This is a genomic window from Candidatus Palauibacter sp., assembly GCF_965237495.1.
Lineage (GTDB): Bacteria > Gemmatimonadota > Gemmatimonadetes > Palauibacterales > Palauibacteraceae > Palauibacter.
This window is the reverse complement of record NZ_OZ250143.1, coordinates 1,538,885-1,552,930: the sequence shown is the minus strand read 5'-3', so window position 1 is coordinate 1,552,930 and position 14,046 is coordinate 1,538,885. Positions and strand designations below refer to the sequence as shown.

Annotated in this window: 9 protein-coding genes; 1 reads left to right on the top strand and 8 read right to left on the bottom strand. The window is 65.2% G+C overall.

Annotated elements, in window-relative coordinates; genetic code table 11:
• Positions 1 to 4 precede the first annotated feature (4 nt).
• On the top strand, positions 5 to 703 hold the full coding sequence (locus tag ACPXY0_RS06715; RefSeq protein WP_423929638.1) for a tetratricopeptide repeat protein: 699 nt from the start codon (positions 5 to 7) through the stop codon (positions 701 to 703).
• Positions 704 to 824: 121 nt separating this feature from the next.
• Here ACPXY0_RS06715 and ACPXY0_RS06710 read toward each other — a convergent pair whose 3' ends face one another.
• The 8 genes from ACPXY0_RS06710 to ACPXY0_RS06675 form a co-directional block, all read right to left on the bottom strand.
• Positions 825 to 2,225, bottom strand: a complete 1,401-nt coding sequence (locus ACPXY0_RS06710; protein ID WP_423929636.1) for a site-specific integrase — start codon at positions 2,223 to 2,225, stop codon at positions 825 to 827.
• A 250-nt stretch (positions 2,226 to 2,475) separates the two neighbouring features.
• Entirely contained in the window at positions 2,476 to 2,865 is a 390-nt protein-coding gene (locus ACPXY0_RS06705) for a hypothetical protein (RefSeq protein WP_423929634.1), read from the bottom strand.
• 1,693 nt (positions 2,866 to 4,558) lie between these two features.
• The gene (locus ACPXY0_RS06700; protein WP_423929632.1) at positions 4,559 to 6,826 is read right to left on the bottom strand and encodes a DUF5916 domain-containing protein; all 2,268 of its coding nucleotides are present in this window, start codon (positions 6,824 to 6,826) and stop codon (positions 4,559 to 4,561) included.
• Positions 6,827 to 6,849: 23 nt separating this feature from the next.
• A complete protein-coding gene (locus ACPXY0_RS06695; protein WP_423929630.1) occupies positions 6,850 to 9,144 on the bottom strand; it encodes a DUF5916 domain-containing protein in 2,295 nt (764 codons plus the stop codon).
• Positions 9,145 to 9,257: 113 nt separating this feature from the next.
• Complete coding sequence (locus ACPXY0_RS06690) at positions 9,258 to 11,543, bottom strand: DUF5916 domain-containing protein (protein ID WP_423929628.1); 2,286 nt, start codon at positions 11,541 to 11,543, stop codon at positions 9,258 to 9,260.
• On the bottom strand, positions 11,540 to 12,295 hold the full coding sequence (locus tag ACPXY0_RS06685; protein WP_423929626.1) for a methyltransferase domain-containing protein: 756 nt from the start codon (positions 12,293 to 12,295) through the stop codon (positions 11,540 to 11,542). Before ACPXY0_RS06685 ends, ACPXY0_RS06690 begins: the two co-directional genes overlap by 4 nt.
• Positions 12,292 to 13,197: an ion transporter gene (locus tag ACPXY0_RS06680; RefSeq protein WP_423929624.1), complete on the bottom strand. Its 906-nt coding sequence runs from the start codon at positions 13,195 to 13,197 to the stop codon at positions 12,292 to 12,294. Before ACPXY0_RS06680 ends, ACPXY0_RS06685 begins: the two co-directional genes overlap by 4 nt.
• Complete coding sequence (locus ACPXY0_RS06675; protein ID WP_423929622.1) at positions 13,197 to 13,982, bottom strand: polyprenol monophosphomannose synthase; 786 nt, start codon at positions 13,980 to 13,982, stop codon at positions 13,197 to 13,199. Before ACPXY0_RS06675 ends, ACPXY0_RS06680 begins: the two co-directional genes overlap by 1 nt.
• Positions 13,983 to 14,046 lie beyond the last annotated feature (64 nt).

Below are 14,046 nucleotides of genomic sequence, written 5' to 3'. Positions count from 1 at the left end.
GGGCATGGCCGACGCACTCGCCGGCGGAAAGAGACCAGGGGGACAGGGCCACCGGGACGATGCCTTCGTCCGGTCCACCTTCCGGCTCGCCGATTGGGTCACCAGGAACCTGCGATCGGTGCTCGTCGGCGGGGCCGGTATCGCGATCATCGTCGTGGGGGTCGTGTACTACGTCAACTTCCAGGCCTCCGTACGCGAGCAGGCCGCGACCGAACTCGCGACCCTCCGGCTGGGCGCGACGGGCCCCGAGATGCTGATCCCGGATCTCGAGGCGTACGTCCAGCGTTTCGCCGGCGTGCAGGCCGCGGACGAAGGCCGGCTCCTGCTCGCGCGGACATACCTCGACACGGGCCAGCCGGTCGAGGCCGAGCGGGTGGCGAACGAGATCTCCGCAGCGCCCGACGAGCCGGTGGGACTCGCGGCACAGACCCTCCGGGCCGCCGCCCAGGAAGCGTCCGGGGACGCGGAAGCCGCCCTCGCGACCTACCAGATGCTGGGGGAGGTGGCCCGCTTCCCGTTCCAGCGTCGCGAGGCGCGGGCCTCGGCGGCCCGAATCCTCACCTCGCTGGGCCGCATGGAAGAGGCGGAGACGATCTACGCCGCCATCGCCGAGGAGGCCGCCGGGGAAGATCCGGTCGAGGCGAGCGTCTACCGCCTCCGGCTCGGCGAGGTCAAGGCGCACCGCGACCCGGCCAGCGGCTGACCGGCCTGTAACCGACTCCTCACCAACAGTTTCACACTTCCCATCTCATGTATTTGAACCGATCCCCATGAATGGCGCATAAGATATAACAGGGCAACGTAAGACAGTTGCGCGCCCTATTCTAACCCGATTTCGCCACCTCTTCCGGCCCGCAACCTATTCGAGACCGGTGGTGGGGGAAGGGGAGCGCCGCCGCCGCGTCTTCCTCCGGTGGCGGTGGTGCCATGAGGGAGTCGAGCGCCGCGCGGACACCTTCCACGGGGTCGGCGTCACCGCGCACCGCGAGCGTGATCCGGGGGTCGGTGGAGCGAGCGTGTAGGTGCGCCTCCACAGCTTGACGGATCGCCCGAGGCGTCGTCTTCACCGCGACTCCCGCCTCGCGACCGCGCGCCTCGCACCGCTTCTGGAGCGCTTGAGGGGTCATCCCGCGATCATCGACCACGCGCCTACCCTTGTTCACCGGGTGGAACAGGGGACCGTCATGGTCGCCACGGAACGCGCCCCACCGCTCCAGCGCCTCCACCGCGAACGCGGGGAGCGCTTGCGGTCGCACGTCGGGGCCGATCAGCGCCACGCCCTGGTCCAACACGAGGTCGCCGTACTGGAGGCTGGCGAGGTCGGCGCGCTTCCCGCCGCACCCGATAACGAGCGCGACCAACGCCGCGTCACGCGCACCGGCTGGCGGGTTGTGGAGGTCGGCGCACACGTCCAAGAGCGCGCGTAGGTCGGCACGGTGCAGCCGTGGCTTCATCTCCCGGTGTCCCGCGTGGCCGAGGTTGCGGAGTACGCGCGCCCGCGCCAGCCGTTCGGCCCGCGTGATCGTCTCGTCTTGCTCCGCCAGCCGAAGGCAGCCGCGAACAGCGCTCAGCGAGTGATTTACCGTCGGGGCGGACACGAGACCGCGCAGCGCACCGCGCCGCACCCGCTCCCGCGCCGCCGCCACGCCGCGAGCGCGAATCTGTACGAGGGTGGTAACCGGTATCTCATGCCACGCCACGGCCAGCCCGTCGGGGAGTCCGGCCCAGTGCGCCGCGCGGTTGAGGCTGGAAATCGTGGTGCTCCAGCTTTGCGGCTGGAGGCGAGCGACGAACCGTTCCGCGACGGTAACCGGAGGATCGGGGAGCAACGGCTTCGGTCCCGGCGGCTTCGGGAGGGGAGGGAGGAACCGCTTGTGGTCGTCATACTCCCGCGTCTTCGGCATCGGGAGAGTGCCCAGCGTCAGCCGCACCCGCCGCTCCAGCGCCGGGTCTTGCCACGCCTCTAGGTAATCTTCGGTCGAGAGTTCATCCCGCAGCCGCGCCCGCTCCCGGTTGGTGTCCTCCGCCATGTTGAGCGCCAGCTTGAGCGTCGCGGCCGGCCCATAGCGCCGCGCGTCGTCGAGGTGATCCAGCGCGATCCACCACCCGGCTTCGTTCCGCCCGATTGCGCCGTAACCGTACTTCGTGCGGATGGTGGATCGCGGCACGGGCGCGCCCGGCTTGATCTCGTCAAGTGGGACCGTCGGTATCTTCGTCGTGGTCATGTTCCCTCGCTCCGTGGCAAGCGACGTTAGGTTGCACACGGATTATAAGTCAACGCGAAGTCTCATGCAAACGAGTCTTAGCGGGTCTCTCGTCATCCTTCGGCCACAAGAGCGATTTCCGGCAGTATCGGGGTTACCGGGCGGGGGTTCGGCGAAGGATGTTGAGGGGTCCAGAAACGAGCAATCCCCCCGTCACCTTCCGACGCGGCGGGGGGATTTTTCTCCTGCATGCGTGGAGCCCGTTGCGTTCTTACCCGGTGCTTCCCTCCGCTATCTCTCTTGCCAGCGTGCGGAGATGGTCCGCAATGGCTTGCTCGCTCATCAACTGGCGGCGTCGGCACTCTGATGTGCTCTTGAACCCGGTAACGGCTGAGTACGCAAGGCCAGCCGCCCCAGCCGCCCAAAAGGCCCGAGCCGCTGTCCCGCTCGGCAGGCCGATATCTTCAAGATCGGCGTCAGATAGTATGGCTGGGAGCGCGTAGTTGGCCGAGCCGATAACGTCGAAGATCGGCGCAGCCTTGGACATCGTGCATGAGCCGGTCGGCAGCGGACCGTCACCAGGCGGCGGTTTGTTCAGGAAGATGACCGAACAACCGCTCAGCAGAACCGCCGAACCGAGTACCATGAGAGCGCGTTTCATCCGTTTCTCTTCCCTTTTTCTGTGGTTACCGCTGATATACCCACTCCCACCCGTACGTGCAGTCACGGGCGATCCGTAGGCTTCGGCCCTCGATAATCGCGAGGTCGGAGCAGCCCCCCGCGTCGCTACGCATGGTGAGGGTGGTGCCCGTCTGCGTCCACGTACCCGTGTTTCCAACCGTCGCCCCAACGCCAGTAGCCGCGTCGTGTCCACTGAGGTTGGATGAGTAGGTGTTGCCGGACCTGATGTTTAGGACCGACGAAGTAAGCACGACGGAAACGCCATCAAGCGTAACCGTCACGGGAAGGCGGATCGCGTTGATCGTGGTGAGGCTGTACGTCCCCACGGGGTTTGGCGGAGGCGGAGGCGGAGGTGGTACTGGTGCAACGGTCTCGCCTCCACATGCGGCCAGAACCAGAGCGACGACGGCAACTCTCTTCATGGTGGGGGTTGTCTTCTCCACGGGCGGGGGGCTTGGGTGGCGTTGGAGTTGCCCCGCTTTCACGGACACCTTTCCATTGGGGAACCAAGGAGGTGTATCGTGGCGGGAAGAGCGGGGCGCCCTCGGCTCGCTGGTCGTGGAATTCGCCGGACGCTGCGCCTTTTTCGCCCAAGGGCGACCTTGTTTCCTATCCCCTCCCTAGCCCTCCGGGCTAGGGAACGAGCCGTTACATGGGAGCGCAACAGTCTCGGAAAGGGCAGGGCGAAACTTGCGCCATCGTGGGGCGGTATGTTAATCAGTAGAGTTCTCAACGGAGGAAGGAGGCGCCGAAAATGAGCACAGACAGGCTGGTTGTGGTCATCGAGCCCGTGGTAACCCTCTACAGCGAGGGACTCGGTATCCATGCGGCTCGGTTCCGGAGACTCGGGTTGTCCGCTTGCGGGCACACGCAGGAAGAAGCGCTCGAAAACCTCAAGAGGTTGTTCAATACATTCGTCCATGCGTGCCGCGAGGCCGGGACGCTGGAAGAGCGGTTGGATTACGCCGGTGTAACGTGGCATTGGGCTGACCAATACCCGGAGGATGGACCCGAGTACGAGGACACCAATTCTCTGCGTGGCTCGGATGGGGGGAATAACACGCGCACGCCGGTGATGCGCCGACCCTCGCCCGGATGGTGTTCAAGAGTCCCGGCCGCGGTACCTCTAGCGGCGGCTGCGTAGAAACCCCCAACAACGGACGCGGGATCGGGTGGAGGGGGCGGACGAGATGGCGTCGATACGGGTAGCTCCTCAAATCATTGTACGGGCCTATCGTAAGATTGGCTTCCGTCAAGACCCGGAACGTCCAGAGGTTTTCGTTCGGGAAGAAGATGGATTCATGCTCTTCCACATGCCCTTTGATGGTTACGTGGAGGTACAATTCATCTTGGAAGATGTTCTGGCATCTCCACACCCTGACATCCTACCGGCACTCGGCGAGGCAATCGTAGAGGCTGTCGCGGAATCCCTTACGTGTACGGACGAAGGGGAGGGCCCCGCTCAAGAGCCCTCCCCCTAGTTTCCTTCCTCCCACGAACGTTATCCCTTCTACGGTCTTGCCCCCTCCATGATCCAGCAAAACCCAAGTTTCGTTCCGCTGGTTGCGTTAGGATTATACGAATCGCCGTCCACGGCGGCGCATAAGATATATTATGTAAACTTAGCGCGAAACAGGACGCTTCTCCATTCGAGCCGCGAGGATCAGAACGTGTCAGAACGTGAACGTGTGGGAGTACTTCACCATGAGCGCCCGCCCCGCCGAGAACGGGAGGCGCGGGTCGATGCCTCCGTTCGTGCGATCCATGTGGTAGCCCTCGTTGTAGACCACCCACAGGTCCACGCCCTCACGGAAGTGGTACCGGAAGCGCGCGTTCACGGTCGTCTGGTCCACGGTCGAGTTGTACTGCGCGAGCGCGCTGAACGAGAGGTGGGTGTCGAGCGAATAATCCACCCTGATCCGCGCCAGGTGGGTCGTCAGGGGGCTCTGGCCCGGGAATTCGAAGCGATTGATGTCGTAGCTGGGTCGGAGCTCGAGATGACTCGAGAGGTTGACGGCCGGGCTCAGCTGCAGGCTCGCGCGGCGCCCGTCGTAGAAACTCCCGACAGATCCGCCGAGCTCCCCTCGCAGGAGGCCTCCCCGCGAGAGGCGCCACGACAGGTCCGCTTCGTGGAACCAGTATTCCCCGGGGTTGATCTGGAGGCTCGCGACCCGGAACGGCTCGCGGATGCTCTCGAAACTCGAACGGGAGGTGAGGGTCATGAAGGCGCCCGACTTCATGGCGAGGAGCAGCATCGGAGCGATGGTGCTCGACTCCGGCGTGATATCCGAGTTCCGGTAGTAGTGGTCCGTGCGGCCCCCGATCGTCACCGTGCGCAGCTTCGAGTCCGCGCCGAGGAACCAGGAGTACTCGGCCGACCCGCCGAAGAGGGTGAAGTCATCCCGGAGCTGGAAGCCGAGACGCGGCAGGTAGTCCCCTCCCACCCGCCGGTACTGCGCGCTGTAGTTGAACCCTTCCTGCCTCCGGCGTTCGAACTGGGCGAAGAAGGCCCCCGCGTCGAGCGGGTTCCGCTCCACGACCTCGTCGTCGAAGGTCTGGGCCCACTTCAGCGTCAGGTACTCGTCCCCGAACAGCCGGATCTCGCCGTCCGCGCCCCAGGCGATGTTGCGCTCGCCGTTGGCGTCCACCCGGGTGGTCAGGATCCCGCCGACCGATGAGTTGTCGTTGAACACCTTCTGCTTGAGCCGGAGCACCCCCATGTTCTCGCCCGGCCGCCCCGAATTCGGAGCTGTCTGCATGTTGAGGAACCCGAAGTCGAGCCCCCCGGCCCGCCCCACCACGCGCGCGCCCCCATAGATACGCACCAGATCTCCGCGGTCGAGCCCGATGCGGCGGCTGAAGAACACCCGGTCCGTGATCCCGCCGGTGGCGAAATCGAAGGTCGCCGACCGCTCCTGGAAGAACTGTCGCTTCTCCGGGAAAAAGAGCGGGAAACGGGTCAGGTTGATCTGCTGGTCGTCCGCCTCGACCTGGGCGAAGTCCGTGTTCGCCGTCAGGTCGATGGACAGGTTCGAGGAGGGCGAGTACTTGATGTCGAGGCCCGGTTCCCGCGTGGGCTCGTCGGTCGTGTCCCAGTACGCGGCCTGTACGGCCGGCGGCTCGAGCAGGGTCGGAATCTGCGTCATCCCGCCGAGCAGGTACGGCGTCACGTAGACCGGCTTCGTCCGGTCCACCTTCGTGAAGGTGACCCGCTGCGCGAGCGACGGTTTGCCGAAGCCGAAGAAGCCGTATTCGGGCGAGATGTCGGGATAGACGTGGCGCTCGTTCTTGCGCGAGATGGAGCGGTAGACGATGAGCCCCATCGTCACGTCCCCGCCGGTATTCTGGAACCCCAGCGTCGAGAACGGGATGCGCATCTCAGCGGACCACCCTTCGGCCATCTGCTGCGCGATGCCGTCCCAGTGTGCGTTCCAGTCGCTGTTGAACGGCCTCGTCCCCGCCGTGAACTCGGCGTCGCCCCACACGGTACGGTCGGATCTCGCCCCGTTCGGATTCACCACGAACGCGACGGCCGTCTCGTGATCGTTGTAGCTGTCGATCACGATGGAAAACTGGTCGTCTCCGCTGAACCCGTCGCGGGTGTAGCTGTTCGCGCGGATCCCCGAGGGGTCCGAGTCGAACATCTGACCCGACACGTAGAGATACCGGTCGTCGTAGGCGATCCGGATTTCCGTCCGCTCCGTCGTTTCCCCACCGTAGATGGGCGAATACATGACGAGGGGCACGGGTTCGATGTCGTCCCAGGCAGGCTCGTCGACGAGGCCGTCGAGGTGGATGTGCCCGTGCCCCTCGAGCCGCGTGAGGGGGACGGAGGGCTTGTCGCGCCCCCCGCTCTGCGCGGCCGCCTGCGCCGGAACCCCGACCGCGAGCGCCGCCCACATGCCGAGCGCCGCCAGACGCCCGATGCTCAGGCGAGCCATCTTCGCCCCTGTCTCACCAGATCTCACCAGATGAAGGTGTGAGAGTACTTGATCATGATGTTCCGTCCGGCCGACCACGGGAGTCTCGGCCCAAACCGCTGATCGCGTTCGAAGTTCAACCCTTCATTATACACGATCCACAGATCCGTGCCTTCCCGAAAGTGGTACCGGAAGCGCGCGTTGATGCTCGTGCGCTCGTCGATGTTGTTGTACTGTGCGAAAGTGCTGAGCGAGAGGTGCGTGTTGAAGGCGAAATTCAGCCGCAGGCGTCCGAGTTGCGTCGTCGTCTCTTCGCCCCGGTCGGGGAACTCGATCCGATTGACCTCGTAGCCGCCGACCACTTCCAGGTAGCGGGAAACGGTCCACGTGGGGTTGAAGATCAGCCCCACACGCCGCCCGTCGTAGAAGCTCCCCACCGTCGTCCTGATATCGCCCCGGAAGATCGTGCTGCGCGGCAACATCCAGTCGATGCCGACCTCGTGGAACCAGTATTGGCCCGGCTGGATGGACACCGTACCGACCGGAAACGGTGTCCGGATGTCCTCGAACTGTGTGTTCGAGTAGGCCGTGATGTTCGCGGTCGACTTGAAATCGAACGACACCGAGGGACGAATGGAGCGTGACTCGATCGTGAGGTCGGCGTTGCGGTGGTAGTTCTCGCCCATCGCCAACAGTGTGACGCTGTTGAGCGAAGCGCTGGGGCCCTGGAGCCAGGTATGGGCGAACTGGCCGCCGTACAGCGTGAAGTCTTTCCGCAGCTGGAAACCGAGACGCGGCAGGTAGTCCGGACCCACGCGTCGGTAGAAGAGATTGTACCGGATGCCGCGATCCGTCCGTCGCTCCCACCGGGCGCGGATGAGACCCGCGTCGAGCGTGTTGCGCTCCCTGACCTCCTCGTCGTGGCTCTGCGCCCACGTCAACGTCAGATACTCGTTGCCGAACGGACGCAGTTGAGAATCCAGCCCGTAGACGACGTTGTCCTGGCCGTTCGAGCCGTAACGGGTCGCGACGATCCCTCCGACGAACGAATACGGATTGAACACCTGCTGCTTGAGCCGCAACACACCCATGTTTTCGCCCGATCGCCCCGCGGTCGGAGCGGTCTGCATGTTGAGGAATCCGAAGTCCAGGCCCCCGAGCCGGCCGACCAGCCTCGCGCCCCCGTATATCCGGACGAGTTCTCCCCGCTCGAGCCCGATGCGCCGACTGAAGAAAACACGGTCGGTGAACCCCCCGGTCCCGAAGTCGAAGGTCGAGGTGCGTTCCTGGAAGAACTGGCGCTTCTCGGGAAAGAAGAGCGAGAACCGGGTGAGGTTGACCTGTTGGTCGTCCGCCTCCACCTGGGCGAAGTCGGTGTTGACGGTGAGATCGATGGCCAGATTCGACGACGGAGAATACTTGAGGTCCAGGCCGGGCTCGGCCGTGTGATCCTGCTCCGTCCCCCAGAACGAGGCGGCGGCAGACGGCTCCCGCAGGACCGGTGTTCGGCTGAGCCCCCCGAGCACGTACGGGGTCACGTATGCGGGTGTCTTGGGCTGGACCCCGCGCAGCGTCATCCGCTGGCCCTGTGACGGCTTGAGGAACCCTCCCTGGCCCCATTCGCGTCCGATCGTCGGATAGACGTGGCGCTCGTTCTTTCGGCCGATGAAGCGGTAGATGATGATCCCCATCGTCACTTCGTCACCCTCCGCCTGGAATCCCAGGGTGGAGAACGGGATCCGGTATTCCGCGAACCACCCCTCTTCGTTTCGCGAGGTGAGGACGTGCCAATGGGCGTTCCAGTCGGCGTTGAACGGCATCACGTCTCCCGTGAACACGCCATCGTTGGAGAGCGAGCGATCCTGGCGGACGCCGGCAGGTGTGGTACCGAACCACAGTCCGGTCTCGTAATCGTTGTAGCTGTCGATCACGACCGAGAGGAGATCATCGCCGCTGAACGCATCACGGTAGAAAGTGTTCGAGCGGATGCCTTCAGGGTCCGAGTCGTACATCCGCCCGGACAGGTAGAGGTACTCGTCATCATGCGCGATCCGGACCTCGGTCCGCTCCGTCATCTCGCCCCCGTGGGTCGGGGCCCACATGAACATCGGCAGTGGCTCGATCGCGTCCCAGGCCGGCTCGTTCACGACCCCGTCGACGTCGATCTCTCCCGTAATCCGGGGGATCGGCACCGGCACACTCGACCGGAGCGACGTCACGTCCAATTCGTCCGGGTCCCCGGTCTGCGCGGCGAGCCCGGGGGTCAGGAGCAGACATGCCGGCACGATCCACGCGAGCGGAGCCGGGCTTCGCTGAAGTCGACGGCGGGTGGGGGCCAACAGCATGTATCCGGGGTCGGGAGTGCTTCGAGGAGGTTCTTCGTCTACCGCCAAAACACTCCGGCGAGGCTGAGGGTTCAATCCCCGTGCGTTGGCGGGTCCGGTGTTGCGGTCTACCAGCTGAAGGTGTGCGAGTACTTGATCAGAAGGGTCCGCCCGGCCGACCACGGCAGCCTGGGGTCGAATCCCCGATCTCGTTCAAGGTTCAGCCCTTCGTTGTACACGATCCAGAGATCCGTGCCTTCCCTGAAGTGGTAGCGGAAGCGCGCGTTGATGCTGGTGCGCTCGTCGAGGTTGTTGTACTGCGCGAAGGTGCTGAGCGACATGTGCTGGTTCATGGCGAAGGACAGCTTGAGGCGGCCGAGGTGGGTCGTCGTCGCCTCGCCGCGGCTCGGAAACTCGATCCGGTTCACCTCGTAGCCGCCACCGACCTCGAAGTACCGTGACAGGCTCCAGATCGGGTTGAAGATGAGCCCCGCGCGCCGTCCGTCGTAAAAACTCCCTACCGTCGTCTTGATGTCCCCGCGGAAGATCGCGGTGCGCGGCAGCATCCAGTCGATGCCGGCTTCCTGGAACCGGTATTCGCCCCGCGGGATCGACACATCCGCGACGTGAAACGGGATCCGTATGTCCTCGAACTGCGTGTTCGAGTAGACCGTAATGTTCGAGCCCGACTTGAAAGCGAACTCTACCTCGGGGCGGATCGAGCGGGACTCGGGCGTGAGATCGGCGTTCCGGTAGTAGCTCTCGCCCATCACCGAGAGGGTGATGTTGTTGAGCGATGCGCTCGGGCCCTGGAGCCACGTATGGGCGAGCTGCCCACCGAAGAGCGCGAAGTCGCTCCGCAGCTGGAATCCGAGACGCGGCGTGTAGTCCGGCCCCACGCGCCGGTAGAAGAGGTTGTACCACAGGCCGCGGTCCGTCCGTCGCTCCCAGCGGGCGCGAAACAGACCCGCGTCGAGCACGTTCCGCTCGACGACCTGCTCGTCGTAGGTCTGCGCCCACGTGAGCGTGAAGTACTCGTTCCCGAACGGCCGCACCTGCATATCCACGCCGTAGGCGACGTTGTCCTGTCCGTTGTTCCCGAGTCGCGTCGCCACGATCCCGCCCACGAACGAGTACGGGTTGAACACCTGCTGCTTCAGTCGCAGCACGCCCGTGTTTTCGCCCGAACGCCCCGCGGCCGGAGCGGTCTGCATGTTCAGGAGGCCGTAGTCCAGCCCGCCGACACGGCCGACGACCCTCGCGCCGCCGTAGATCCTGACGAGTTCCCCTCTCTCGAGCCCGATCCTCCGGCTGAAGAACACGCGGTCGGTGAAACCGCCCGTCCCGAAATCGAAGGTCGAGGCGCGTTCCTGGAAGAACTGCCGTTTCTCCGGAAAGAAGAGGGAGAAACGGGTCAGGTTGACCTGCTGCTCGTCCGCCTCCACCTGGGCGAAATCGGTGTTGACCGTCAGATCGATGGCGAGATTGGAGGACGGCGAATACTTGAGGTCGATCCCGGGTTCGGTCGTCCGGTCGCGCTCCGTCGCCCAGTACGAGGCCGCGTCCGATGGTTCACGGAGCACCGGCGTCTGGCTGAGGCCTCCGAGCACGTAGGGGGTCACATAGACCGGCGCGGTGGGACGCACCTCGCGCACCGTCATCCTCTGCGTCTGCGACGGCTTCATGAACGCGAGCCTGCCCCATTCCCGCGCGATGGCCGGGTACACCTGGCGCTCGTTCTTGCGGCTGATGTAGCGATAGATGGTGATGCCCATCGTCACTTCATCGCCCTGCGCCTGGAACCCCAGGGTCGAGAACGGGATGCGGAACTCCGCGAACCAGCCTTCCCCGTTCCTGGTCGCACGGACATCCCAATGCGCGTTCCAGTCCTGGTTGAACGGCGGGAGGTCACCCGAGAACTCGGCGTCGTTGGAGATCGAGCGGTCGTGGCGGACGCCGGCGGGGGTGGTGGCGAACCAGAGCGCGGTCTCGTAGTCGTTGTAACTGTCGACCACGAACGAGAGGAGGTCATCTCCGCTGTAGATGTCACGGTAGAAGGTGCTTACGCGGATCCCGTCCGGGTTCGAGTCGTACATTCGCCCCGAGGCGTAGAGGTATTGGTCGTCGTGTGCGAGGCGGATCTCGGTCCGTTCGGTCAGGTCGCCCCCGTGGGTCGGGGACATGATGAACAGGGGGAGCGGATCGATCGTGTCCCAGACGGGCTCATCCACGATCCCGTCCACTTCGATCTCCTCGGCGATCCGGGGGATGGGCACCGGGATGCTGGAGCGGAGCGACGTTACGTCCACCTCCCCCGCCCCGCCGGCCTGGGCCGCCAGCCCCGGCACCGCGAATACGGAGCCCAGGACGATGCAGGCGAGTCCGACAACACGCCGGCGAGCCCGGAGGTTCAATCGCGACGCCTGAGAAGGAAGAACCACTGCGGAGCCCAGCGCAGGCCCCCCCGCCGCACCGGCTCGGGGAGAAGTGACAGCAGCCGCCATACCGGTCTCCACTTCGAGCCGCCCCCGCCCCCCAACACGGAGCGAAGCGCGCGCTCCGTAATGTCGCTGGTGTGGAGACCCGCCACATTCATCTTGCATCGCAGCCGCCGATATCCGAGGAAACGGATACCGCTGTAGCTGTCGCCGCGCCGCGTCAGGCGCACGTACCGGTCGGCGAGACTCTCCGGCAGCCAACTGAGGAGAGGGAGCCGATAGTGGGGCTCGAGGATCGCCCACCGACTCCCCGCGGTCACGTAGGCGCGGCCACCGGGCTTGAGCACCCGCGACACCTCCTCGAACAGTCGCCGCGGCTCGGCAACATGTTCGTAGACATGGTTCACGATCAGCAGGTCGAAGGTGGCGTCGGAGACGGGCAGCCGGCCTCCGTCCGCCACACAGGTCCGTTCCCGTTCGATCAGCACCGCGCGATCGACCTCGAAACCGAAGATCCGTTTCCCGCCTATCGTTTCGAGTTCACGCTTCAGGAGACCGGTCCCGCTTCCGAGGTCGCCGATCACCTCCGCCGACCGGATCTCATCGTCGATGATGGCCGCGACCACGGCCGCCTTCCGGACACGGCTCCTCCTGTACTCCGGACTCGAGAGAAAAGCCGCGTAATAGTCCCGCTCCGCGGCCTCGGCCTCTGGTGAAGGGATCGTCATTCGACAAGTTCGGAGCCGCAGTGCTTGCAGTGCTGGGCGTCAGCATCGTGACCCGACGTGGCACAGCGGAGGCAGAGCCGCTCCAGCGCGGTCCGCAAACTCTGGCGCCCCCCTACGATCTCGGCGGAGATGATGCCCGTCGGCACGGCGATCACGCCGTACCCGAGGATCATGAGCAAGGCGGCGAGCGCCTGGCCCAGCGGGGTCTGGGGCGTGATGTCCCCGAACCCCACCGTCGTCACCGTCACGATGGCCCAGTAGACGCCGCGCGGGATGCTGCTGAACCCCGACTCGGCCCCCTCGATCACGTACATCGCGGAGCCTGCGAGGCTGACGATGACGAGCACCGCGATGAGGAATACGGCGATCTTGTAGGCGCTCGAACGGAACGCATGGATCAGGAGCCGTTCCCCGCCCACGAACTGCGCGAGCTTGAGCACCCGGAAGACGCGCAGGACGCGCAGGAGGCGGATAACGACGAGGGCCTGCCCTCCCGGTACGAGGAGACCGAGGAAGCCGGGCAGGATCGCGAGGATGTCTACCATGCCGAAGAAGGAACGCGCGTACCGGGTCGCCTTCTCGGCCGAGTTGAGCCGAAGGACGTATTCAATCGTGAACAGCCCCGTGAAGACCCACTCCAGCGTCCACAGCGCCCCGCGCGCGCCGACCGCCAGTTCGTTCACGCTCTCCAGCATGACCACGACGACGCTGGCCACGATCACACCGATCAGAACGAGGTCGAACAGCCGGCCGGCCGGGGTCAGGTTTCCGAAGATGATCCGGTGAGCCTCGCACCTCCACCGAGGCCGCGTGGAGAAGACGGGGTGGCGCTCGTAATCGATCGCCGGGCGGACGGGTTCCCGCCGCGACGGGAAGTACGACATGGTCCGGTTTCTTGCCATCAGAGCCTTCCCAGCAGAGACCGCAGTCGGAGGGCCCACACGCGCCACACCGCCTCGCGGACGATCGCGCCCGACATCTTGCTCTGGCCCGCGACCCGATCCGTAAACACGATCGGGATCTCGCCGATTCGGAACCCCTTCTTCCAGGCGCGAAAGTTCATCTCGATCTGGAAGGTGTACCCGGTCGATCCCACCGCATCGAGGTCGAGAGCTTCGAGCACGGGCCGCGTGAAGCACTTGAACCCGCTCGTCGAGTCGGCCAGCCGCAGACCCGTGACGAAGCGCGCGTACTTGTTCGCATAGTAGCTGAGGAGCAGCCGCGACATGGGCCAGTTGATCACGTTCACTCCCGCAGTATAGCGAGAGCCGACGACCACATCGAAAGCGGCGGTCGCCGCGATCATGTCGGACAGGTAGCGCGGGTCGTGAGATCCGTCGGCGTCCATCTCGAAGATCAGGTCGAAGTCCCGCTCCAGCGCCCAGCGGAACCCGGCCACGTAAGCCGACCCGAGCCCGGACTTCCCTTCCCTGTGCAGGGCGTGGACGCGGCGTTCTTCGGCCGCGATCGAATCCACGAGGGCGCCGGTCCCGTCGGGCGAGGCGTCGTCCACCACGAGCACCGATAGCCGGCTGTCCCGGGCCAGCACGGCTGCAATGATGCCAGCGATCGAGTCGATCTCGTTGTAGGTAGGCAGGATGACGAGGCCCCGCCTGTCCTCGGAGGGATCGGACTCGGGTCCCTCACCGTGATCCGGTGCGGGGGCAGAAGGCGTGTCGGTGCTCATGGCGTCGACAACTTAGCGACCCCGGGGCCGCTCCCGCATCCACATCAAGGGCCGGACGGGCAGC